Raw genomic sequence first — 23046 nt, forward strand, 5'->3', positions numbered from 1 at the left:
GCTATTAAACGATTAACCTTAAGTGATGACCATACAGTTATGAATACAGATTCAAAGAACTTATCAAACGCTGCTTCCAAAGAAGATAACGACGAAATTGATCTTATGGCGCTACTGTTTGCCATTTTGCGTGGCTGGAAAGTCATTGTGTTTTTTGCTGTATTAGGATTGGTAATAGGGATTTTGTATAGCAGATACGTCAATCCTACTTTTAAGTCGGATGCACTGATCCAAATTGAAGAGAATTCTAAAGGCGTTGCCGCATTAGGTGCGGATATTTCTGAGCTGATTGGCTCTGAAGTCAGTAAAGCGCAAGCAGAGGCTGAGCTGATAAGATCGCGTATGATCTTAGAGCCAGTGGTTAATTTGTTACATCTACGAATTCGTTTGTCCGATCCTAATATTGGCGCGTTGGATAGAATCAAGAGCAATAGTACGGATACTCAAATAAATAAACCGGAAGGTGTCTCTCTTAAAACCGAAGATGGTGAAGTAAAAATTAGCCAATTTAATGTCTCACAAGAGTATTTAAATCAACCTTTTACTTTGACACGCTCCGCGACAGGATTTGTGTTAACTAATGGTTTTGATGATTTTAAAGGTCAGATCGGTAAGGGCCATTTATTTAAAGGCACAGACGGTCAGATTCAAATCACAGTCAATGATCTTCCAGCTGATGGCTACTCGGTGAATATTACCAAGCAATCTCTTCAAACCACGACTGACCAGATAAATAGCGCCCTATCTGTGGTTGAAAAAGGTAAGCAGACAGGCATTATTCAGCTATCTATGACGGGTGCTAATCAGCAACAAACCAGCTTGATATTAAAACAAATTGTCTTATCTTACATTGATCAAAATCAGTCTCGTGGCTCCGAAGAAACTACTAAAACCATTAGTTTTATGGAAACTCAGATTCCAACGTTAAAGAAAAAACTGGAAGACTCTGAAGCAGTATTTAATGATTTCCGTAAAAAGTACGGCACTATTGATGTAGGCAAAGAAGCAGAGTTGTTATTGACAGAAAACTCGCAAATCGATGCCCAACTCAATGAATTGAAGCTTAAAAAAGCGGATCTCACAACTTACTACACAGAAGAGCACCCTTTGGTTGTCCAGATCAATGAGCAACTGGCGGTACTTAATGCCAGAAAAAATGAGATAGACGATACTATCGCCGGTTTACCTGAGATACAAAGAGAGTTTTTACAACTGTCAGCTGACACGACGATTAATAGAGAGATCTATCTGACGCTACTTAAAAACTATGAACAGTTAAAAATCGTTAAAGCGGGTCAAATTGGTTTTGCTCGTATTATTGATTTGCCTATCAGTACTTATAAAGCCATTGCACCAAAAAAACTATTAATAATGGTCTTGGCGATGCTGTTAGGAGCGATGCTTGGAACGATGCTGGTACTGCTTAAAAACATGCTTAGAAATGTGGTCAAAGACCCTGAGCGTATTGAGGGTAAAACAGGCGTCCCTGTAGTAGCAACGATTCCACGTTCGCCACTACTGACCAGACTACGTAAAAATAAGAAAGCACCCAATCGTTTGTTGGCTTATGTTGATAATAATAGTTTGAGCTATGAAGCTATTAAGAGCTTAAGAACAAATCTAATGTTCGGAATGCCAGTAGAAGGGCGGGCGGGTCAGCGCGCCAAAGTCATTCTAATCACTGGCGAAAGCCCAGGTGTTGGTAAGTCATTTATCTCTGCGAATCTGACAGAGGTATTTGCGCAGTTAGATAAAAAAGTGCTGATTATCGATGCTGATATGCGCTTGGGTGAGCTACATAGAATGTTTAGTATGAGCCAAGATAATGGTCTAGGAGATTATTTGTCACAGGATAAGACTCATTTATTAAAATCTAACGCCCAAATTGCAGAAGTTGTTACCAGTCAAGAGACTAATAACCTAGCAAGCTTTATTCATCCGACTGGTATAGATAATATTGACTTTATGCCACGTGGTCAGCATCCACGTAATCCAGCCTCATTGTTAGCTAATGGTAGTTTTAAACATTTAATGGCAGAGCTTAATTTGCATTATGATTATATTTTAATCGACTCGCCACCAGTATTGGCTGCCTCTGACGCTATGATATTAGCCCAGCACGCGGATAAAGTATTGATGGTCACTAGATACGACGATTCTATAGAAGGACAGCTGGTTTATGCGGTTAATCAGATGAATAAAGCCAATATAAAGGTCGACGGTATCATTCTCAACGATGTACAACAAGGGATTATGAGCAAATATAGTTATCACTATAGTTATGCTTATGGTAATAACCAATAGTTAGCTTTTTGAAAATTCTACCAAAATTCACGTTTTTAAGTGGTTGAGTGTTATGTCTACTAATTCAAAACCGTCAAGTGATTATCCATCACTTCATGGCAAAACTGGCTGGCTACAACGTATAGCTGAATACTTGTTATCGTTGCCCCGTAGTGTAAAACGAGCGATTTTACTCACTACAGACTTGGCAATGTCTTTAGCTTGCCTGTTCTTAGCTTTGTCGTTGCGCTACGGTGATATCGCTCATAACATTAGCCCTATCATATTATTATCTTATGGTACGCTGCCCATCGTCGGTTTATATTTGATTGGTTTCTATAAAGGCGTAGCACGTGGTTTTTTAGATACGGTTATGGGTAGTGTGGCAAAGCTGTTCTTTTTGCTTATGGTGGTCTATGAGATCGTCATTTATTTAAATCCTTTAGAAGATATACCGCGCTCCGTACCCATTATATTTCTGTTTTTCTTCTTTATCTGGTTATGGAATAGTCGTCTTATTATTCGTGAGATTTTAATGCGCTGGAGCGGTAGAGCTCAGCGTCGCCTTAAAGACGATGGTGTTTATGACAATGTTGTTATTTACGGCGCCGGAGAGGCTGGTCGAGATTTATTAGAAGGTTTAAGAAACTCACATAAATATAATGTTGTGGCTTATGTTGATGATGATCCACAGCTTGCTGGTGCTTATTTGCTCGGTAAAAAGATTTATCCGGCTCATGATTTAGTAAGCTTAGTAGAAGAATTAGATATTGCGCAGGTATTTTTGGCTATTCCTTCTATCAGCCGCGCGCAAAAAAGACAGATTATAGACAAACTTTCAGGCATTGCTATAAAAATAAAAGAATTGCCCAGTCTAGAAGAAATCGCTGACGAAAAAGTGACCGTCAGTAGTATGCGCAAAGTGGATATCTTAGATGTGCTAGACAGACAGACTGTCGAACCTGATGAAAAATTGCTACAGATGAATATTAAAGATAAGTGCGTGTTAGTTACAGGCGCTGGTGGGTCTATCGGTAGCGAGCTATGTCGTCAAGTAATCAAGAATAAGCCAAAATGCCTAGTACTCTATGAGCTGTCTGAGTTTGCGCTTTATAGCATACATCAAGAGCTAACCATTAAGCAAGCAAATACGCCTGCTTATCAAGACATTAAAATCGTTGCAGTCATCGGTAATGTCACCAATGAATCGAACCTGCTTAGAATACTGAATCTCTATAACATCCAAACGGTTTATCATGCAGCCGCCTATAAACATGTGCCAATGGTAGAGCATAATCCTTTTGAAGGCGTTATTAATAATACCAAAGGCACGTATCACTGTGCCCGAGCGGCGATTGCAGCAAATGTAGAAACATTTGTACTGATCTCGACCGATAAAGCCGTAAGACCGACCAATGTGATGGGCGCATCTAAGCGTTTAGCAGAGTTAGTTTGCCAAGCGTTGAGCCAGTTAAATAGCCAGACCTGTATCAGTATGGTACGTTTTGGTAATGTCCTAGGTTCGTCAGGTTCTGTAGTACCATTATTTACTAAGCAGATTGAGCAAGGGAAACCTATTACAGTCACCCATCCTGATGTGACTCGTTACTTCATGACGATTCCAGAAGCGGCAAACTTAGTCATCCAAGCAGGTGCGATGGCATCGGGTGGTGAAGTGTTTGTCCTCGATATGGGCGAGCCCGTTAAAATCGTTGATCTAGCGCATCGAATGATTCACTTAAGTGGTTTTGATATTAAAGATGCAGCCCATCCTGAAGGTGATATCGAAGTAATCTTTACGGGTCTTAGAGCTGGAGAGAAGCTCTATGAAGAGCTGATCATCGGTGAAGACAACATTGAATCGACTTATCATCCATTGATCATGCAAGCAATAGAGCATAGCTTTCCATTAGATGAGCTTGAATCGGTATTGTTTGAGTTGAATGAAAAACAAAAAGAGTTTGATGTCCCTTGGCTAAAGCAGCGGTTTAAGCAGTTCGTCGCGGGTTATCAAGAAGGAACTAAAGCTGCATAACTCTCAGTAAATGCCTGAGATATTATAGTTAAATAAAACTGGTTAGATGAACAAAGGAACACTATGTTAGATATCAAGAATATAAAAATAGCGGTTATCGGACTTGGCTACGTCGGTTTGCCATTAGCGGTTGAGTTTGGTAAGCATCTTCCGGTCGTCGGCTTTGATATAAATGCTGAGCGTATCTCGGCACTTGCCGCAGGTACAGATCATACCTTAGAAGTTAGTGATGAAGAGCTAACTCAAGCATTACATTTGAGTTATAGCTCAGATATACAAGCGCTTAAAGACTGTAATTTTTTTATCGTCACGGTCCCGACACCGATCGATGATTATAAACAGCCTGATCTTACGCCTTTAATTAAAGCCTCAGAAGCTATTGGTAGCCTTCTTAAACAAGACGATATCGTCGTTTATGAGTCGACTGTCTATCCGGGCGCCACCGAAGAAGTTTGTATTCCGGTGTTAGAGAAAGTCTCGGGATTAACCTTCAATCAAGACTTCTATGCCGGTTATAGTCCTGAACGTATCAATCCTGGTGATAAAGAGCACCGCGTTACCAATATTTTAAAAGTAACGGCAGGCTCAACACCTGAAGTCGCCAATTTCGTCGATGAAGTATACAATTTAATTATTACGGCAGGTACTCATAAAGCAGCAAGCATCAAAGTAGCAGAAGCGGCAAAGGTGATTGAAAACACCCAAAGAGATGTCAATATTGCGCTGATTAATGAACTCGCGGTAATCTTTAATAAAATGGGCATAGATACTCAAGCAGTGTTAGAGGCTGCGGGTACCAAATGGAATTTCTTACCGTTTCGTCCAGGTCTCGTCGGTGGTCACTGCATCGGTGTAGACCCTTATTACTTGACTCATAAAGCCCAAGCGATTGGTTATAATCCAGAAATTATATTGGCTGGACGTCGCTTGAATGACAGCATGGGTGAGTATGTGGTCACGCAGTTGGTCAAAACCATGATTAAAAAACGTATTCAAGTTGAAGGTGCCAAGGTTCTGGTATTAGGCTTGAGTTTTAAAGAAAACTGTCCTGACGTACGTAATACTAAGGTTATTGATATCGTACACGAGCTGCAAGAATATAATATCGATGTCGATGTGTACGACCCATGGGTAGATGCTGTAGAGGCTCAAAAAGAGTACGGTGTTAAGCCTGTCAATGAGCCTACAGCCAATAGCTATGATAGTATTATTTTAGCAGTAGCTCACAGTGAGTTTGTCGATATGGGCGTAGCGCATATAAGAAGTTTAGGTAAACATAATCATGTGCTATATGATCTGAAGTATGTGTTCGCCAAAGAAGACACAGATATCCGTCTATAAGCCTATATAGTCTTACAATAACAGCATGCGAGCAATACTATGACAGCGACAACCTACAATAAAGTGAAAGAAACATTAGTACAGACGCCTAAAACTTGGCTTATCACAGGAGTAGCGGGCTTTATCGGCTCTAATTTGCTTGAGACACTATTATTGCTTGATCAAAAAGTGGTTGGGTTAGACAATTTCGCCACAGGTTTTCAGCATAATTTAGATGAAGTAAAAAGTTTAGTAAGCGCTGAACAGTGGGAAGGTTTTACTTTTATAGAGGGTGATATTCGTCAGTTAACTGATTGTTCGAAAGCCTGTCAAGGTGTTGATTACGTGCTGCATCAAGCAGCTCTAGGTTCAGTCCCGCGCTCTATCGCTGATCCTATTAATACCAATGATACCAATATCTCTGGCTACTTAAATATGCTCGTAGCAGCTCGTGATGCTCAGGTAGCTAGCTTTACCTATGCGGCGAGTAGCTCAACCTATGGCGATCATCCAGCATTGCCAAAAGTCGAGGATGCTATTGGCAATCCGTTATCACCTTATGCGGTGACTAAGTATGTCAATGAGTTATATGCAGATGTATTCTCACGTACTTATGGCTTTAAGACGATCGGTCTGCGGTATTTCAATATCTTTGGTAAGCGTCAAACACCAGATGGTGCCTATGCAGCGGTAATACCAAAGTGGACGGCTGCTATGATCGCAGGTGATGAAGTATTCATTAATGGCGACGGCGAGACTAGTCGTGACTTTAATTTTATTGAAAATGCCGTGCAGGCCAATATTTTGGCCGCAACTGCTACTAAAGAAGCTAAAAATCAGGTTTACAATGTAGCTGTGGGCGGTCGTACTACCCTTAATACGCTGTTCTTAGCACTTAAAGAGCATTTAGGTGCTAATGGCGTTAGTTACACTCAAGCCCCGGTCTATAGAGATTTTAGGGCAGGAGACGTGCGTCATAGTCAGGCTGATATTAGTAAAATTCAAAATGCATTAGGCTATGCGCCACAGTTTGATATTGTTCAGGGTATTGAGAAAGCTATGCCTTGGTATGTACAGAAACTTTGCTTAAAATGATAAAAAGTAAACTACAACCAATTTGGAAAAATCGCCTAGTTAAAAATGTGCTAGTGGTTGCTAGCGGTACAGTAGGCGCTCAAGCCATTGGTATGGCTTTTATTCCATTTATTACCCGCACCTATGGTCCTGAAGTATATGGAACACTTGGTGCATTTATTGCTCTAACAGCTGTTTTGACTACCCTAGCTACTTTAGCCTACCCTATTGCGATTGTATTGCCTGAAAATGATAACAAAGCTAAAGCTCTAGTTAAATTATCGTTACTGATTACAGTGATTATGAGTTTATTTGTGCTTGTAGTCCTGTTGCTAGCAGGTGATTGGATAATACCTAAGCTAGGCGCGGCTAGTTTAATTAGTTTTATGTTTTTTATACCTTTAGTGATGTTTTTTAGCTCTTGCCAAGACATAGCGCAGCAATGGTTAATACGTAAAAAAGCATTTAAAGGAATTGCTAAGGTTTCTATAGCTCACTCCTTTATCAACTACGGTTCACAAGCATTGGCAGGGTTATATGCCCCATTAGCAGGTGTATTGATTGGCATTCATACATTAGCTATAGCTGTTCGTTCAGTATTAACAGGCTACATTGGAAGTAAGGTTACTACTACATCAGTTACTGAGAACCAAGAAAGTGTGTCGTTAAAAAATGTTGCGTATGAGTATCGTGATTTCCCTTTATACCGTATGCCGCAAGTTGTATTGAACGCAGCATCTCAAAGCCTACCTATATTAATGCTTACTGCTTTTTTTGGTCCAGCTTCTGCTGGATTTTATACCCTCACTCGAACTGTATTAAGCTTACCTTCAACTTTGCTAGCTTCTTCAGTACAAAGTGTTTTTTATCCACATTTTAATGAAGCAGTGCTGGCAAAAGATAAAACTTTGCCTTTACTTGTTAAAGCTACGGCAGCTCTAACTATTATTGGTATATGGCCGTTCTTAATAGTAATTGTATTTGGTCCACTTTTATTTGATTTTGTATTTGGACAAGAATGGCAGACAGCAGGACAGTATGCGCAGTGGCTATCAGTTTGGTTATTCTTTGCACTCATCAATCGTCCATCAGTTTCTTCTATACCTGTATTTAGAATGCAGCGCTGGTTTTTAGTTTATGAAGTAGTTAGTGTGTGTTTACGTATAGTTGCGATTTATATAGGTTTTTTCTATTTTGCTAGTGCATTAACTGCCGTAGCTGTATTTAGCATAGTGGGAGCAGTGTTGAACATCTATCTAATCGTTAGCACGTTTTTTGCCGCAAAAAGATTTGATCAGGAGCAAATAGCAATATGAGTGATTTCTTATTTTGTCGTAATGAGCAAGCAATACACCAACTTGCAAAGCCGTTAAAAGATCTAATGCCAGAACCAGAGTTGGTTAAAGTTGAAGAGTATTCGGGAACTTGGGGAGCTCTTGCAGTTACCCTAGGACCTTACAATGGTTTTGCACCTTATGAAGATGAATCTCATATCTGTGTAGTTATTGGTGGCCCTGTACTGTATTGGCGAGACAACCACTTTCTAACTAACGCACAACAGCCTACGGAAGCTACTCAAGCTATTTTACAGCGTTGGCAAAGTGGAGCAGCGGACTGGTCAGAGGATCTAAGTGGCCCTTTTGTTATTCTTATAGTTAATAAAAATACAGCTGAAATATTCTGTTATACAGACCTAATGACGTTCATACCTGTTTATCAATATCTCTTAGATATAAGTTTTTGTCTAGGCACACATGTTGATACAGTAGCTAAGATAGCAAATCAAAATAAAAATGTAGATGAGGTATCAGTCGCTGATTTTATTCTTCATAGTATAGTGACTTATCCGCATACACTTTATTCAAACTTATTTCAGCTAGCACCAGCCACTGAGCATAGATGGCTTTTAAATAATAGTAAAAATATAGAGCAAAGAACTCCTTATTGGGAGCCTTTAGAGATTAATTCTTATAAAAATATTAATGAAGCTGCAATAGCATTACGTATAGGTTTAGCTGGTTATATTGAGCGTATTACTGAAACAATGACTGAAGTAGGTCAATTCATTAGTGCGGGAGAAGACTCACGTTCTGTTGCAGGCTTGCTGCCTGAACGCCTAAAACGCGATGCGTATATTTATGTTGACTCAAAGAACAGAGAGTTTAAATTAGCCAAGCGTGTTTCTGATGCTTACGGTTGTGAGTTTAACTATATTTTACGGAGTCCAACGCACTACTTAGATATCCTACCTAAAGCCAGTAAGCTGGTAGGTAATGGCCAGCAATATACTAATGCTCATACCTTGGGTTTAGCAAAGCAATCGGGTGCAGACAAAAAGTTAGCCGTATTTGGTGGTTTTTTATCCGATACTTTACTTAAAGCTCATCATTCTAAAAAAAATAAAACATATAAAAGATTTTATTTCTTACCCGAATTCTTTATTAAAGGAACTGATAGAACTATCTCAAATAATTCACTAGTATTTGGAAGTAATATATTAGAAGAGATTAATAAACGTCGTGCAATTCATTATAGCTATGTTAGCTCTTTAAGGAAAGATAGTGCCTATGAATGGTTTAATGTATGGCCAATAACAATGCATGTGGATTTTCCAAACATAACAGTAAACCGAAGATTGTTTCCAAGTTATGAGGTGTTTACAAGCAAAGATGTTGTAAAAGTATCTGCTATGGTTCCTACTCAATGGAAACTTAATAGGAAATTATTTCATAAAGCATTGAAGCCAGCACTTAAAGCCAGTAAGCTAATTCCTCATGGAGATGGTCGTCTACCTTATTATCCGTGGTATTTAAATAGTTTTTTGCAACTTCCTAGGTGGAATAAAAGGGTTTTTAACAAGGCTTTAAATGTAAAAAAAGTGGATGGGTCTTGGACTAATTGGAAAAATCTATCAAAAAAAATAGATTGTAATATAGAAAAAGAATATGAAGAACAAGTGCTTAGTTCTAATGTTTGTAATGAAGTTAACTATAAATCTTTAACTTTAGAGCAAAGAGTTAACTTGCTTACAGTATTACATTTAATGAAATAGTTTATAATAAGCTTTAAATATACTTTATACATTATGTTTTGACGAAACACTTAGGTCATAATTTATTTACAAGGAGGTATTTTTTGAATATCCTATATCTTGCAGGCTTTAATTTAAAAGACAAGAAAGGTTTGGGATTAACCACTCGAAATAAGATAAAGTAGTTAAGATTTTTGGTGAAAAATGTTCATGTTATATTATCTCCTCTTCACTCCATAATTTATGTTTTAGGATTCGATATGCATATTGTGTATTTGTGTAACTTTGATCTTACAAAGTCAAGTGGTAAGGATCGAGCGACTAAACAAAAGTTAGAAGCTTTAGCAGATATTGTGCCAAGTCTTACAGTGTTCAGTCTTTACAAAGGTGGTAGCTTATATAAATTACTTAAAGGTTTTTCTCTTGATATAAAATGTGCCAGTTATATTTTAGCGAATAAGCCAGATATTTTAATATCTAGAGGTAATACTGGTTTTTTCTCGGTTTTAATAGCTAAGTTAATGGGTGTTTTGACAGTTAGAGAAATACATGCTCTATCTAAGGAAGAGATAAAACTCTTAGGACATAAAAGTCTAAAACTTTTTCTTTTAAAGTCTGTATTTAATTTTTTTCATAGTTTAGACTTATGGGTGGATATCAGAATATTTAACCATCCTTTTTTATTAAATTTTTATAAAGAAAAAGGTTGGAGTAAACTTTCAGACTTTTATTGTTACAATGGCTATGGCAATGATTCATTAAGTCTTATCAATAAGAGTGAAGCAAGGCATAAATTTTCATTTAATGATGAGTACACTTATTTAGTTTTTACTGGATCTGTTTCAGTTTGGCATGGTGTGGAATACCTAGTTGATTTACAAAAAGAATTTAATAAATATGGTGATAAAATAAAGATAGTAGTAGGTGGAGGTTCTTTAAAACAATATGATCCAGATAGTGTCTGTATTAATATATCTCCTCTTGATGATATCGGATGTAATGAGTTAATAAAAGCTGCTGATGCATGTCTATTACCAGTTAAAAATAATCGTGTAAGCCCTGGTAGTCCGTTAAAATTATATGATTATATTAATAATAATAAGCCAGTAATTGCAGAGAATATTATAGGTTATTCAGATGAGGTTTTAAAGTATGATTGTGGAATAGGTGTGAGTTTTGAAAAAACTGAAAAAACTAGAAAGGACATATTACATTATTTGAATAATCTAGAGAATAATGGTTTTAGAAATACTATAATAGAAGTAAGCTGGAAAAATAGGATGGATAGTTGGTTAAGCAAACTAAAAGAAAGAGTTTAATATACCATATCCGTAATGAGCTAAAATATTTACTATTTATATTGAACTTTAAAAGTAGTATGACGAGCTATAGTCAAGCCCACTTAAAAATGTTATAAATCAATTATCAAACCCAATTTTTATTATAAACATCATGACTTACTCACTAGATTTTCGTAGACAAGTTCTCAAAAGTATAGACGATGGTATCACCTTTGCCGGGGCGGCTGAGTTCTATAATCTCAGCCCAACCACCATACAAAACTGGAAGAGACGTGTTCATAGTAAAGCAACTAGGCAAACTAAGCCTTATAAAATACCAGATGACGTGCTACTTAAGGATGTCAAAGAACATCCTGATGATTATCAATACGAAAGAGCTCGTCGTTTAAACTGTAGTAAAACAGGCATTTATCATGCCTTAAAGCGCCTAGGCATTAGTCAAAAAAAAGATCTTAGAACATCCAAAAGCATCTCCAATAAAAAGAGCCGCTTATCAGAGAAAGCTTGATCGTTTTATTCAGCAAGGCTACCCCATTGTTTATATGGATGAAAGTGGCTTTGAAGCTGAGACTATTCGTCCTAATGGCTACGCACCGATTGGTAAGCCTTGTATTGATCGCTACAACTGGCAAGGTAAAAAGCGAACCAACGTCATCGGTGCTTTGTATGAAAAGATGCTGTTTGCGCTTGATTACTTTGAGCAAAACATCAATAGCAATATATTTTATGACTGGTGCAAGTTCACACTTATTCTAAGTCTTAAAGCCAAATGTGTGATCGTGATGGATAATGCCAGGTTTCATAAAAATAAACGCATTCGAAAGCTATTAAATAGGCATGGCCATCGTATTCTTTGGTTGCCACCCTACAGCCCTGATCTAAATCCCATTGAAAAGAAGTGGGCTCAAGTGAAGTTTCTACGCCAAGGTTGGATGCAAAATGACTTATCTAAATTATTTTATGATATTTGCCCTAACCATAACAATTTTATTTTGAACTGACTATAACTAGATATAAGTTATGGAGTTGATTTCATGAAATTTCATTTATCTACTATGTATGAAAATATAGTTAATAAATTGTTTTCAAGGTTTTTTGCATAATATTAATGATCTAAGTTAATGAGATTTGAGTTTTTTATGAGAAAATATGAGTGAGTTAAATTGGATTTATACCTATGGTTTTTTTGGGATTAGGTTGTTTGAATTACCTAGTTTATTTATATGCCTATTATTAATATTGGTATGCGGATATAAGTTTAAAGTTTCTAGTAACTACCAAATAGTACTAGTACTTCATTGTTTTCTGCCTTTTTTTCTAAACGATGTTTTGTTTAGTGTTAGTTATATGCCTGACCAGTTGAAATATTGGGAAGGAGTTAATAACTTAAGAAGTGGGAAATGGGGCTTTATTGAATCATTAACGAGTGGTAAAAATACTGTACAAGCTAGTGTCTTTTTCGCATTGATGCCATTTCCTACTCCTGTATCGCCTATCAGCTTGGGGTTTTATAATACTTTTATTTATATCGTTTTATTTTTCATTCTTTACGTAAAAAAAATATTTACGAAGCTATCTTCGTGGTTTTACTTATTGTTTCCAAGTATGGCTTTGTATACGGCTCTGAGCTTAAGAGAGACGTTAATATTTTTCTTTATGACTTTGGCGATAATCTTTGCTCGTGAGTCTAAAGTTTTAAAGAGTGCTGTTTGCATTATTCCAATATATTTAATTAAGTTCCAGAATTTTTATATTGTTGGTCCAATAGTCTTACTATACTTTATATTTAATGTTGCAAAAAAAGGTATGGGGCTCACCAAAGCATTGGTTATTGGTGCTATTAGCTTGGTTGGTTTACTGCTTTCTGCACCGATCGCTATTCCTCTAGTCAACAAGTTTCGAGTGGCTATGTTTGTTGAAGATGGGGGAGACAGGGATGATATTGAACTCATCTCAGGTGTGGGAGACTTTGTTTATCAAGGTTTAACATCAGGATTTTATTTCTTATCTAAACCTTTACCATGGGAAGCAAGCAGTGCTTTACAGTTAATACAGTCACTTGAAAACGCATTTGTTTTGGGTATTTTGTTTTTGATTACTCGACAAGCTTGGAAGAAAAGTTTGGATAAGCTTGCTTTTTGGTTGCTATTTATGGCGCTAGCGATGTCCGTATATGGTTTGGTTGTTGCAAACTACGGGACAGCTGTTCGCTATCGCTATGCTTTCGTAGTTATATATGTATTATTTGTATGTGCTGACTGCGATATTGAGAAGCTATTTCCGAGAAAGAAGAAAGCTTCATCCAAGCAAGCTATGAAGCACAATTCTCGATAAAATTGATAGGGTATAAGTTGAAGATATTATATATAGTAAATGAGCCTTGGTTTTTCTTATCCCACCGCTTACCTATTGCTCTAGCGGCTCAAGAGCAGGGGTACACTGTACATGTGGCGACTAGAGCTGGAGAAGCAGTTTCAGAAATATTAGAAAAAGGTTTTATTCATCATGAGGTTTCATTATCGCGTAATGGTAGTAGTGTTCCAAGCGAATTAAATAGTCTATTAGAAATTTGGAAGCTTATAAATAATATAAATCCTGATATTTTACATTTAGTGACTATAAAACCTGTTTTATATGGCGGTATAGCTTCTCGCTTTACATCAGTTAATAAGGTAGTGGCTGCTGTATCAGGGTTAGGCACTTTATTTTTGGCAGAAGGTGTTAAAGCAGACTTAAAACGAAAAATTGGAGTAGGCTTATATCGTCTTGCTTTAGGTTCTAAAAAAACCACAGTTATACTGCAAAATCCTGACGATAAGCAGTTATTAATAGATCTAAAAGCTGTCAAAGCTGAGCAAACCATGCTCATACGTGGTTCAGGTATAGACCTATCTACCTTCCAGTCTACTCCTGAAAACTTAAATGATACGCCTGTAGTGACTTTCGCAGCACGTTTACTATTTGATAAAGGGTTAGCGGAGTATGTGGATGCTATTAAGTTGTTAAATAAAAAGGGCATAGTAGCTAATTATCAGATCGTGGGAGATCTTGATTTAGGTAATAATACTAGTGCTACAGAGCAAGATCTTGAGGAATGGAAAGCTCTTCCAAATTTAGTTGTTTTGGGATATCAGAAGGATATGTCGGCTGTGTTCAGGAAGACTAATATCGTAGTACTACCTTCCTATCGTGAAGGATTACCCAAAGTATTGATTGAGGCTGCTGCATCGGGAAGGGCTGTGATTACGACAGATGTACCCGGTTGCCGTGATGCTATCGAAGAAAACAAGACAGGATTATTGGTCCCAGTTAAGAATTCCAATGCATTAGCTGATGCTATAGAAAAGCTAATTAAAGATCCTAAGCTTCGAGTAGGGATGGGTATTGCTGGACGTCAGCTAGCAGAGCGAGAGTTTTCGATTGAAAAAGTGGTAGGGCAGCATCTGTCTATTTATCAGCAAACAAATTAAATTTTTTATTTAGGATATTTATCCATGAGTAATAAACATAGATTACTTCTCACTGGTGCAACTGGATTTGTTGGCAATGCGATACAGCAGCGTATTGTAGCAGATGGGAGCTATGATTTAACGATTGCTGTGCGTAACATTAATGAGCAGTCGGACGTTGTACGGATTGTCAAAGTTGATGATTTAACAACTAGCACTGATTGGAGTGATGCACTAAAAAGTGTCGATGTAGTTGTTCATACAGCTGCTCGTGTACATGTAATGAATGATAAGTCTGCTGATCCTTTAACTGAATTTCGTAAGGTTAATCTAGAGGGGACCTTAAATCTAGCTCGGCAAGCTGTGGAAGCAGGTGTAAAGCGTTTTATATTTATTAGCTCAATCAAAGTGAATGGCGAAGGTACCGAGCGTGGTAGACCGTATACAGCTGATTCTAAGCCTAATCCTACCGATCCTTATGGTATTTCTAAATATGAGGCTGAGCAGGGCCTACTTAAAATTGCTGAGACAACGGCATTAGAAGTTGTAATTATTCGTCCTACCCTAGTATATGGCGAAAATGTCAAAGGTAACTTTCGCTCTCTAATGAAATGGACTTATAAGGGCGTCCCTTTGCCTATAGGTGGAATTAAACAGAACCTACGCAGTCTGGTATCTGTAGACAACTTGGTTGATTTTATTATTACCTGTATCGAGCACAAAGATGCTAAAAATGAAGTATTTCTGATATCTGACGATGATGATATTTCTACTGCTGATTTGTTGGAAGAGATATCAAAAGGTTTAGACGTTAAAAACAAAGCAGTAAATATTCCTCCCAAATTGATTAATACCGCAGCAAGTGCTGTCGGTAAATCAAGTGTCGCTCAAAGGTTATCAGGATCATTACAAGTTGATATCAGTAAAGCTAAAACTTTGTTAGGTTGGGAGCCTAAATATTCAACTAGTGAGTCTATTCAAAAAACTGCTAAATATTACAAGTCAAGCTTAGCAGCTTCCCAGTCTATGCCTTTACAAAGACCATTGGATATTGTTTTTTCTACGACAGGCTTAGTAGTAGCCTCACCATTGTTAATTGGGGCAACCGCTATTGGGTACTTGGATACAGGCTCGCCTCTATTTATTCAAGAACGAGTAGGTAAAGATCAGAAACCATTTAAATTGATTAAGTTTCGTACGATGAAGGTGAGCACGGAGTCTGTTGCCAGTCACCTTGCTGATAATACTTCGATAACGAAATTGGGCAAAGTACTACGTAAAACAAAGCTCGATGAGTTACCACAACTTATCAATGTATTAAAAGGTGAGATGAGCTTGGTAGGTCCGAGACCCAACTTGTTTAATCAAAAAGAGCTTATCGAAGCTAGAGATGAGATGGGGGTTTATAAAGTTTTACCAGGCATCACTGGTCTAGCTCAATTAAGTGGTATCGATATGTCTACACCCGAACGCTTGGCTAAAAAAGACAAAGAAATGATTGATACTATCAACCTTAAAAACTATCTTTCTTATATACTGAATACCGCTTTAGGTAAAGGTAGTGGCGACGCAGTTAAATGAAAAACGATATAATCTCAGTTATCTGGAAGTAATCTATCATGTATAAAAAGCTAAGTCTGGTCCTAAGTTTGAGTGTCTTATCCTCAGTGTCGATGTTGGCATCTGCACAAAACCTGTATATGAACGATCTAAAGCTTAAGGCAGATCTTGACTGGCTGAATACTCAAGGGGTCGCGCAGATTAGTACCAGCACGTGGCCGCTGACTGCTAATGAGATTAATCGCGCGTTAAATACGGCTAGTGCCCAGACGCCAGCGCAGCAGCAGATGTTGCAGTCGGTACAAGCGCGATTGAGCCAAAACCGTGACTCAGTGGTAAAAGGCTCTGCCGCCCTGCATATACAAACCGATAGAGACCAGCTACCACAAAAATTTGCTGACGATCAACTTGCAGGTCAACAAGCAAGTGTAGGTGTGTCGCTTAGCGAAACAGATTGGGAGTTTAATCTCCAAGCCAATGTAAAAAATGACAAACTTATCGATGACAGCTCAGACGTTAGCTTTGAAGGCTCGTACCTTGCTGGTACCGCAGCCAATCAGTGGTTTATAGCGGGTAAAATTCCTACCTGGTGGGGCCCCGGGCATGATGGTAGCCTTATTCGAGGTGATGCAAGCTTGCCAGTGACAGGTTTTACCATGCAGCGAGATCAACAAACAGCGCCGACATCCCCATATTTATCGTGGGTCGGACCTTGGCAGTATCAGCTATTTGCTGGTCAGCTAGAGGATTATGAGGCGATTCCTGATGCTAAGCTATTTGGTATGCGCCTAACAGCTAATCCTACAGACTGGTTAGAATTAGGGGCCTCACGTACCTTTATGTGGGGCGGTGAAGGTCGTCCCCAGAGTTTTAGCTCTTTTACTGATGCTTTATTAGGAACCAAAGATAACGAAGCAACTAATAGTATAGAGGCGGCTGATGACCCAGCTAATCAACTTGGTGGTTTTGATGCGCGCTTAAATTTAGCACCATTGGTGAATATCCCTGCAGGCGTTTATGCTCAATATGTGGGCGAAGATGAAGCAGGGGGTTTGCCCGCTAAAAACATGTATTTAGCCGGTGTTGATTATGCATCTGCTGCCTATGGTAAGCCGTACCAGCTGTATGCAGAGTATACAGACACTCGTTCTAGTGGTGAGGTAAAAGGCGTTTCTTATGACCACTTTATCTATACAGACGGCTATTATCAGCAAGGTTTTCCATTAGGATATGCACTAGGCGGCGATGCGGAAAGTATCGCGCTTGGTGGTCGCTTATGGCTCGATGACCGTAATTTCATTAATGCAAAAGTACAACATGCCAAGGTGAATCAAGCGGATGAACCCATTAATCAAGCTTTTCCAACGACTGATAAGCTGACCAGTATTGATGTGGCTTGGGAGCATCAATACAATCCAAAGACGCTGATATCTAGTAGGCTTTGGGCAGTCGACTCTGATAATCAGTCCACTGATGTTGGGGTAGGCGTAGGTATAGAATTTCATACTTATTAAATGACTGTTTAATCAGTTTACGAAAGTTTTCGAACATAAAAATCGGTCTATTATAATTAATAGGCCGATTTTTTATAGTGAGTTTACAGATTTTAAAGTATGGACTGTTAATAGCGCGCTAGGATTTTTTGGCTCAGACAGGTACAATATCAGTCTCAATTAACGGTCAAAAAGAATTGACCGAGTATAAGACAGGCATGCAAAAACTTGCAGGCGCTGTCTTTACTTTTTATCGCACCCTATTTTTTATCGCACCCTCTATTGGAGTTACTATGTCAATTGCGTCTATTACGTCAACTGCCCAAGGATCTGCTACCGTTTTGGACGGTAAAGCACTTGCTAAACAAATAGAACAGCAACTGAGTACGCGTGTAGACGCTATCAAAGCTAAGACAGGACGTACTCCAAGCCTCGCGACGATATTGGTCGGTGACGATCCTGCTTCTGCGACTTATGTACGTATGAAAGGCAATGCTTGTAAGCGTGTGGGTATGGATTCTATACGCGTTGAAATGCCAAGTGCGACAACGACTGCAGAGCTGATGGCAAAAATAGACGAGCTTAACAGCAATCCAGACGTTCATGGTATTTTGCTGCAGCACCCAGTACCGGCACATATCGATGAGCGTGCTTGCTTTGAGCAGATTGACTTGGCAAAAGACGTCGATGGTGTGACTTGTTTGGGCTTTGGCCGTATGGCGATGCAGCAGTCCGCTTATGGCTCATGTACGCCACAAGGTATCATGCATTTATTAGAGCATCATAACATTGAGCTTGCAGGTAAAGAAGCGGTAGTCGTCGGTCGCAGTGCTATCTTAGGTAAGCCAATGGCGATGATGCTATTAAATGCCAACTGTACGGTAACGATTTGCCACTCAAGAACGCAAGATTTAGAGTCGCATATTAAGCGTGCTGATGTCGTGGTTGGGGCAGTGGGTGTACCTGAGCTAATTAAAGCGGATTGGATTAAAGAAGGCGCGGTGGTGATCGATGCAGGTTTCCATCCGACGGATAATGGCGGCGTTGGTGATATCGAATTGCAAGGCGTAGAAAATATTGCCAGTGCTTATACACCAGTTCCAGGTGGCGTAGGCCCTATGACCATTAATACCCTTATTCGCCAAACCGTTGATGCGGCCGAAAAAGCTGCTGGTTTAGATAACAGTGCAGTCAGCTGATGAAGACGCTGTTAGAGCAAAAACCAGAACAGCAATCAGAACAGCTATCGACAGAGAAAAATAATAAAGCCTATCAAAGCAATGATATCGATGATACCGATGTAGCAAATTCCAATATCGGTATCCATGAGCGCATGCAGCATATCGGCCGTGAGTTTGTCGATATCTGCCACTATATTATTTTATTCTTAATCAGCGTGGTGGTCGTTTGGACGGCGGGCAAAGAGTTCTTTTCTATTGTGCAAAAAGGCGCAGCGGATTTAAAAGATATTTTATTGCTTTTTATTTATCTTGAACTGCTCGCTATGATTGGGATTTATTTTAAAACCCACCGTTTGCCGGTGCAGTTTTTGATATTTATTGCGATTACCGCTTTATCACGCCATTTGGTGGTTGACGTGCAAGCGGTATCCGATAACTTTCATCTGTGGCTATTGGCAACGATTTCCTTTGCCATTATGGTACTGAGTGCGTCGATTGTAATATTAACGTGGACGGCGAAGATGTTTGGGCGACCAGAAGATTATTTGGATGATCATCAAATAAGTAGTACCGAGCATCATCTGCCAAGCGTTGATAGTAAGCCTTATCGTAAATAAGGTTTTTTCAAAAAACATCATCGTTGAATGGTTGTTGCTCAATCATGCGCATGCGAATAAATAGTTTTTAATAAAAAAAGGGTTGCCAATTAAATGGCAGCCCTTTTTTTTGTCTGAAATTCTCTTAAATTACAGCCAACCCAAGCGTTTAAAGTTAAAGTATAAAAAGCTACACAGTGAGATAATAACGGCCATGATAACAAGGTAAGAATACTGCCAATGCAGCTCTGGCATAAAGTCAAAGTTCATGCCATAGATACCAGCAATCGCTGTCGGTACGGCCAAAATACCAGCCCAAGCAGCAAGTTTACGTACCACCTCATTCTGTCCCATATTAACCATAGCGAGGTAAGTATTCATGACCACGCTAAGCATTTCATTTAAGCCATTAATCGCATCTAAAGAATGTAGTAAATGGTCATTCACATCTCGGAAATAAGGTTTTGCAGCATGGGAAAACGGCGAGATTAAATCGCTTTTATCGTGATTAATAAAGAAACTACAGATATCTTGTACCGGTAAAATCACCGCCCGCATATGCACCAGCTGGGATTTTAATTCATACAGATTTCTAAGCGTTTCTTTATTAAACTCATAGGTGAAGATATTGCGTTCTTGCTCGCGTAGATAACTGCCTAAGCGATCGGTAATCGGCATATAGTTATCGACGATAAAATCGAGTATGGCATGCAGGACAAAGATAGGTCCCATGCGCAGCTTTTCTGGGCGGCGATGGCAGTGTTCGCGCACCGGCGCGTAAGAGTTCGACGGCCCATTGCGGATCGTAATCAGGTAGTTTTTGCCCATAAATATCGCCGTGGTGCCATAGCGAATGACGTTGTCTTCAAGTTTGGCGGTACGCAGCACCACAAATATCATATCATTGTCGTAGTTTTCAACCTTGGCGCGCTGATGGTCAGCAAAGGCGTCTTCAATTGCCAGCTCGTGCAGCTCAAAGGCATCTCTAACTTTTACCATGGTCTCTAAACTTGGGTCATAAAGCCCGAGCCAGATAAATTGCCCGCTATTACTTAAAGCGCGACTGACATCATTTAGGCCAATTTTATTGACTTTTTCACCAGTTTTACGCGAGTAGGCGTAGCAATTGACCACTTCATCATCGCTCGATAAGTCGATATCTTCATAGCGTTCAGAGTCGGGATCATAAACGGTCATTGTCTCAATCGTATCTTCGACCGTCGCATCGGCATCGCCATAAATATAGCTGTCATAGCTGGCATAATTGTCTAAATAAGAGCGCTCATCGCCCATGCTGGTATCGATAAGGCTGACATTAGAGTCAGGTGTGATACGCGTTGTCGGTTTGACAATCAGGTCATCATCTTGGTTCATACCTTCTCCTTTAGTCGGTGGCTAATATTAAATAAATGTTAAATAAACGTGAAAATGACATCGGCTAAAACATCTTTAGCCTATTAATTTATGTCCCTCACCTTTTTTATATTGCTTCTCTGCAAACTACAATGCATAGCGTTTTAGCGTGTCGATATCAACCAAACTTAATAAGCTTTCGTGACAAGCTTCGAGCTTTATCTGTGGGGCAATATCGAAGTCTAATGCTTCAACCCAGCGTAGCGCGCAGATACACCAGTAATCACCAGGTTGCAGGCCAGAAAAACCATACTCAGGCAGCGGCGTGATTAAATCATTACCACGACTGGCAGAAAAGTTTAAAAATTCACTGGTCATCTTCGCGCAGACGGTATGCTGACCGACGTCAAGGTTACCGGTATGACAAAAGCCATTGCGGTAATAGCCAGTAATAGGGTCAAAACAACAGCTAGCAAGGGCAGTGCCAAGAACGTTGCTTTGGTTGATGGCAGGGTTTGGGTGGTAATCAGATGACATAAGGCTTTCCGAGATAAAAATATGCTTTAGTGTAACATGAGTCTAGCGATAAGGCCTTATCAAGCAACAGATGGTAAACGCTTTACAAGGTTTAAGTACGGTTTATGAGTCAGGCCGCTTCTTTGTTAAAGAATAAGTTTAGGAGACAATGAGTTCATTACATCATGCGTTCGCAAAATAATTAGATGGCAATTGGGTTCAATTGTCACTAGGCGAAGCTTGGCTGCTATGCTAAACTAAAGCATAAAGTGCCTTGATTATTTATCATAGTTTTCTATCGCATAAATTTTAGCGCATAAAGATACTCGTCTTATCATCCTAACTTATACTTATTACTCACCCTTTTGCGGTCACCTAGTTTGCTTATAGATAATTGGGTCGGTGATGTTGCGCGTCAAAAATACAAAACGCCTTATATCACTGCCATTATGAATACGACTTTTTGGTACCGCATCAGTACCGCGTTTTTGGTAAGCGCTACGCCAAACAAGGATTCATTGTGTCTGTCAGTTCTGATTTTGCAAAACCTGCCCAGTCAAATACGACAAAACCAGCGGCGCCCCAGCCTGCTGATAACCCTGCTGCCGCTAATGGTCTGCCATATCTCAACAACTTTGCCAGTGACGTTGCCAATAACAGCTGGCTGCTGCCTGATGGGGTTGTCGATGTGCTGTTTGAAGATGCCCATAAACAAGAAGTACTGAGACATCAATTGATCCAGCAGCTTATTAGCCATGGCTATGAGTTGGTCAATCCGCCGATGATTGAGTTTACCGAATCGTTATTGAGTGAAGCCTCAGAAGATTTAAAACGTCAAACCTTTAAGATTATCGATCAGCTGACTGGTCGTTTGATGGGCGTGCGCGCGGATATTACGCCACAGATTTTGCGTATAGATGCCCATCACGGCGGTCATGGAATTGCGCGTTATTGCTACGCCGGTGATGTCATTCATACGTTGCCTTCAGGGCTCTTTGGCTCACGTACACCGCTACAACTCGGTGCGGAGATATTTGGTTGCGGCGAGCTTGCAGCTGATATCGAGCTGATAGATGTGCTGTTTAGTATGGTAAATAGCTTGGATATGAGCGCAGCGCTACATATTGACTTGGGTCATGTGGCGATATTCAAGCGTTTAGCGGCACTGGCTGAGTTGTCAGATAATGACACCGAGCAATTGATGCATCTGTATGCCAATAAGAATTTACCAGAGCTAAAACGCGTCTGTCAGCTACTGACAATGGGTAATGATTTTTATGCATTGGCGCGCTTTGGTCATGATATGGCAAAACTGTTAGACACGCTGTCAGAGACTGCTAAGCAAGATACGCACATCGTGACGGCTGTCAATGAGTTGCAACGTCTAAAAGCCCATTTAGAGACGCAGTGGCAGACGCCAGTCAGTATCGATGTGACGGAGCTATCAGGCTATCATTACCATACGGGTATTATCTTTAACGGCTATATCAATAGTGAAACTCAGCCGCTGGTACGTGGCGGGCGCTTTGATGGTATGCAGAGCGTGGGGCAATTAAGTGCGAAGCAGCCCCGTCAAGCGACAGGTTTTAGTATGGATGTTAGTCGTTTGCTGGCGCATACTCAGCTTGAATCACCGATTATTGTATTGGTTGATTATGAGGCATTACAGCAAGCTAATGCTGATAAAGCGCAAATGCAGAATCTATTGCAACAGGTCACAAGCTTACGTCAGCAAGGTTACCGCGTCACTATGCCATTAACGGCTGATGACCGTCCAGCAGCGCTGACGCACCGTTTAAACTTTGTAGATAATGAGTGGCAGTTAGAGACCGTTTGAGCTTAAAAGCTGTTTAC

18 protein-coding genes are annotated in these 23046 nt (G+C 39.6%); 16 read left to right on the forward strand and 2 right to left on the reverse strand.

The window, feature by feature from the left end; all coding sequences use genetic code 11:
- Positions 1-39: 39 nt before the first annotated feature.
- From AB8P72_RS03460 to AB8P72_RS03530, 15 genes are all read left to right on the forward strand, one after another.
- The gene (locus AB8P72_RS03460; protein ID WP_369957993.1) at positions 40-2304 is read left to right on the forward strand and encodes a polysaccharide biosynthesis tyrosine autokinase; all 2265 of its coding nucleotides are present in this window, start codon (positions 40-42) and stop codon (positions 2302-2304) included.
- Positions 2305-2356: 52 nt separating this feature from the next.
- The gene (locus AB8P72_RS03465) at positions 2357-4318 is read left to right on the forward strand and encodes a polysaccharide biosynthesis protein (protein WP_369957994.1); all 1962 of its coding nucleotides are present in this window, start codon (positions 2357-2359) and stop codon (positions 4316-4318) included.
- Between the two features lie 63 nt (positions 4319-4381).
- Entirely contained in the window at positions 4382-5659 is a 1278-nt protein-coding gene (gene tviB / locus AB8P72_RS03470) for a Vi polysaccharide biosynthesis UDP-N-acetylglucosamine C-6 dehydrogenase TviB (protein ID WP_369957995.1), read from the forward strand.
- 39 nt (positions 5660-5698) lie between these two features.
- Entirely contained in the window at positions 5699-6733 is a 1035-nt protein-coding gene (locus tag AB8P72_RS03475; protein WP_369957996.1) for an NAD-dependent epimerase/dehydratase family protein, read from the forward strand.
- Positions 6730-8028, forward strand: coding sequence for a lipopolysaccharide biosynthesis protein (locus AB8P72_RS03480; protein ID WP_369957997.1), 1299 nt, complete (start codon positions 6730-6732; stop codon positions 8026-8028). The genes AB8P72_RS03475 and AB8P72_RS03480 overlap by 4 nt, the downstream gene beginning before the upstream one ends.
- A complete protein-coding gene (locus AB8P72_RS03485) occupies positions 8025-9764 on the forward strand; it encodes a hypothetical protein (RefSeq protein ID WP_369957998.1) in 1740 nt (579 codons plus the stop codon). Before AB8P72_RS03480 ends, AB8P72_RS03485 begins: the two co-directional genes overlap by 4 nt.
- Positions 9765-10003: 239 nt before the next feature.
- On the forward strand, positions 10004-11062 hold the full coding sequence (locus AB8P72_RS03490) for a hypothetical protein (protein ID WP_369957999.1): 1059 nt from the start codon (positions 10004-10006) through the stop codon (positions 11060-11062).
- Between the two features lie 133 nt (positions 11063-11195).
- A complete protein-coding gene (locus AB8P72_RS03495) occupies positions 11196-11552 on the forward strand; it encodes an IS630 transposase-related protein (RefSeq protein WP_369958000.1) in 357 nt (118 codons plus the stop codon).
- Complete coding sequence (locus tag AB8P72_RS03500; RefSeq protein WP_369958260.1) at positions 11521-12045, forward strand: IS630 family transposase; 525 nt, start codon at positions 11521-11523, stop codon at positions 12043-12045. Before AB8P72_RS03495 ends, AB8P72_RS03500 begins: the two co-directional genes overlap by 32 nt.
- Positions 12046-12193: 148 nt before the next feature.
- Complete coding sequence (locus AB8P72_RS03505) at positions 12194-13378, forward strand: hypothetical protein (RefSeq protein WP_369958001.1); 1185 nt, start codon at positions 12194-12196, stop codon at positions 13376-13378.
- A 17-nt stretch (positions 13379-13395) separates the two neighbouring features.
- Positions 13396-14514 carry a glycosyltransferase family 4 protein gene (locus AB8P72_RS03510; RefSeq protein ID WP_369958002.1) on the forward strand — a complete coding sequence of 373 codons (1119 nt, stop codon included), beginning with the start codon at positions 13396-13398 and terminating at the stop codon, positions 14512-14514.
- Between the two features lie 24 nt (positions 14515-14538).
- The gene (locus AB8P72_RS03515; protein WP_369958003.1) at positions 14539-16074 is read left to right on the forward strand and encodes a hybrid nucleoside-diphosphate sugar epimerase/sugar transferase; all 1536 of its coding nucleotides are present in this window, start codon (positions 14539-14541) and stop codon (positions 16072-16074) included.
- A gap of 38 nt (positions 16075-16112) precedes the next feature.
- Positions 16113-17567 carry a capsule assembly Wzi family protein gene (locus AB8P72_RS03520; protein WP_369958004.1) on the forward strand — a complete coding sequence of 485 codons (1455 nt, stop codon included), beginning with the start codon at positions 16113-16115 and terminating at the stop codon, positions 17565-17567.
- A 272-nt stretch (positions 17568-17839) separates the two neighbouring features.
- Positions 17840-18745, forward strand: coding sequence for a bifunctional methylenetetrahydrofolate dehydrogenase/methenyltetrahydrofolate cyclohydrolase FolD (gene folD / locus AB8P72_RS03525; protein WP_369958005.1), 906 nt, complete (start codon positions 17840-17842; stop codon positions 18743-18745).
- Between the two features lie 134 nt (positions 18746-18879).
- Entirely contained in the window at positions 18880-19344 is a 465-nt protein-coding gene (locus AB8P72_RS03530) for a phosphate-starvation-inducible PsiE family protein (protein WP_369958261.1), read from the forward strand.
- Positions 19345-19473: 129 nt separating this feature from the next.
- Here the strand turns inward: AB8P72_RS03530 and corA are convergent, their stop codons facing one another.
- Complete coding sequence (gene corA, locus AB8P72_RS03535) at positions 19474-20697, reverse strand: magnesium/cobalt transporter CorA (RefSeq protein ID WP_200663194.1); 1224 nt, start codon at positions 20695-20697, stop codon at positions 19474-19476.
- A 126-nt stretch (positions 20698-20823) separates the two neighbouring features.
- A complete protein-coding gene (locus AB8P72_RS03540; protein WP_369958006.1) occupies positions 20824-21213 on the reverse strand; it encodes a DUF2237 family protein in 390 nt (129 codons plus the stop codon).
- A gap of 499 nt (positions 21214-21712) precedes the next feature.
- Between AB8P72_RS03540 and AB8P72_RS03545 the strand changes: the two genes are divergently transcribed.
- Positions 21713-23029 carry an ATP phosphoribosyltransferase regulatory subunit gene (locus AB8P72_RS03545; protein WP_369958007.1) on the forward strand — a complete coding sequence of 439 codons (1317 nt, stop codon included), beginning with the start codon at positions 21713-21715 and terminating at the stop codon, positions 23027-23029.
- Positions 23030-23046: the final 17 nt, after the last annotated feature.

The sequence above is a fragment of the Psychrobacter sp. CLB018 genome, from assembly GCF_041222815.1.
Classification (GTDB): Bacteria; Pseudomonadota; Gammaproteobacteria; order Pseudomonadales; family Moraxellaceae; genus Psychrobacter; species Psychrobacter faecalis.

Excerpts from the sequence above, each read along its gene's own strand:
- AB8P72_RS03460 (WP_369957993.1), top strand. The coding sequence starts at position 40 with ATGAATACAGATTCAAAGAACTTATCAAACGCTGCTTCCAAAGAAGAT.
- AB8P72_RS03465 (WP_369957994.1), top strand. The coding sequence starts at position 2,357 with ATGTCTACTAATTCAAAACCGTCAAGTGATTATCCATCACTTCATGGC.
- tviB (WP_369957995.1), top strand. The coding sequence starts at position 4,382 with ATGTTAGATATCAAGAATATAAAAATAGCGGTTATCGGACTTGGCTAC.
- AB8P72_RS03475 (WP_369957996.1), top strand. The coding sequence starts at position 5,699 with ATGACAGCGACAACCTACAATAAAGTGAAAGAAACATTAGTACAGACG.
- AB8P72_RS03480 (WP_369957997.1), top strand. The coding sequence starts at position 6,730 with ATGATAAAAAGTAAACTACAACCAATTTGGAAAAATCGCCTAGTTAAA.
- AB8P72_RS03485 (WP_369957998.1), top strand. The coding sequence starts at position 8,025 with ATGAGTGATTTCTTATTTTGTCGTAATGAGCAAGCAATACACCAACTT.
- AB8P72_RS03490 (WP_369957999.1), top strand. The coding sequence starts at position 10,004 with ATGCATATTGTGTATTTGTGTAACTTTGATCTTACAAAGTCAAGTGGT.
- AB8P72_RS03495 (WP_369958000.1), top strand. The coding sequence starts at position 11,196 with ATGACTTACTCACTAGATTTTCGTAGACAAGTTCTCAAAAGTATAGAC.
- AB8P72_RS03505 (WP_369958001.1), top strand. The coding sequence starts at position 12,194 with ATGAGTGAGTTAAATTGGATTTATACCTATGGTTTTTTTGGGATTAGG.
- AB8P72_RS03515 (WP_369958003.1), top strand. The coding sequence starts at position 14,539 with ATGAGTAATAAACATAGATTACTTCTCACTGGTGCAACTGGATTTGTT.
- AB8P72_RS03520 (WP_369958004.1), top strand. The coding sequence starts at position 16,113 with ATGTATAAAAAGCTAAGTCTGGTCCTAAGTTTGAGTGTCTTATCCTCA.
- folD (WP_369958005.1), top strand. The coding sequence starts at position 17,840 with ATGTCAATTGCGTCTATTACGTCAACTGCCCAAGGATCTGCTACCGTT.
- AB8P72_RS03530 (WP_369958261.1), top strand. The coding sequence starts at position 18,880 with ATGCAGCATATCGGCCGTGAGTTTGTCGATATCTGCCACTATATTATT.
- corA (WP_200663194.1), bottom strand. The coding sequence starts at position 20,697 with ATGAACCAAGATGATGACCTGATTGTCAAACCGACAACGCGTATCACA.
- AB8P72_RS03540 (WP_369958006.1), bottom strand. The coding sequence starts at position 21,213 with ATGTCATCTGATTACCACCCAAACCCTGCCATCAACCAAAGCAACGTT.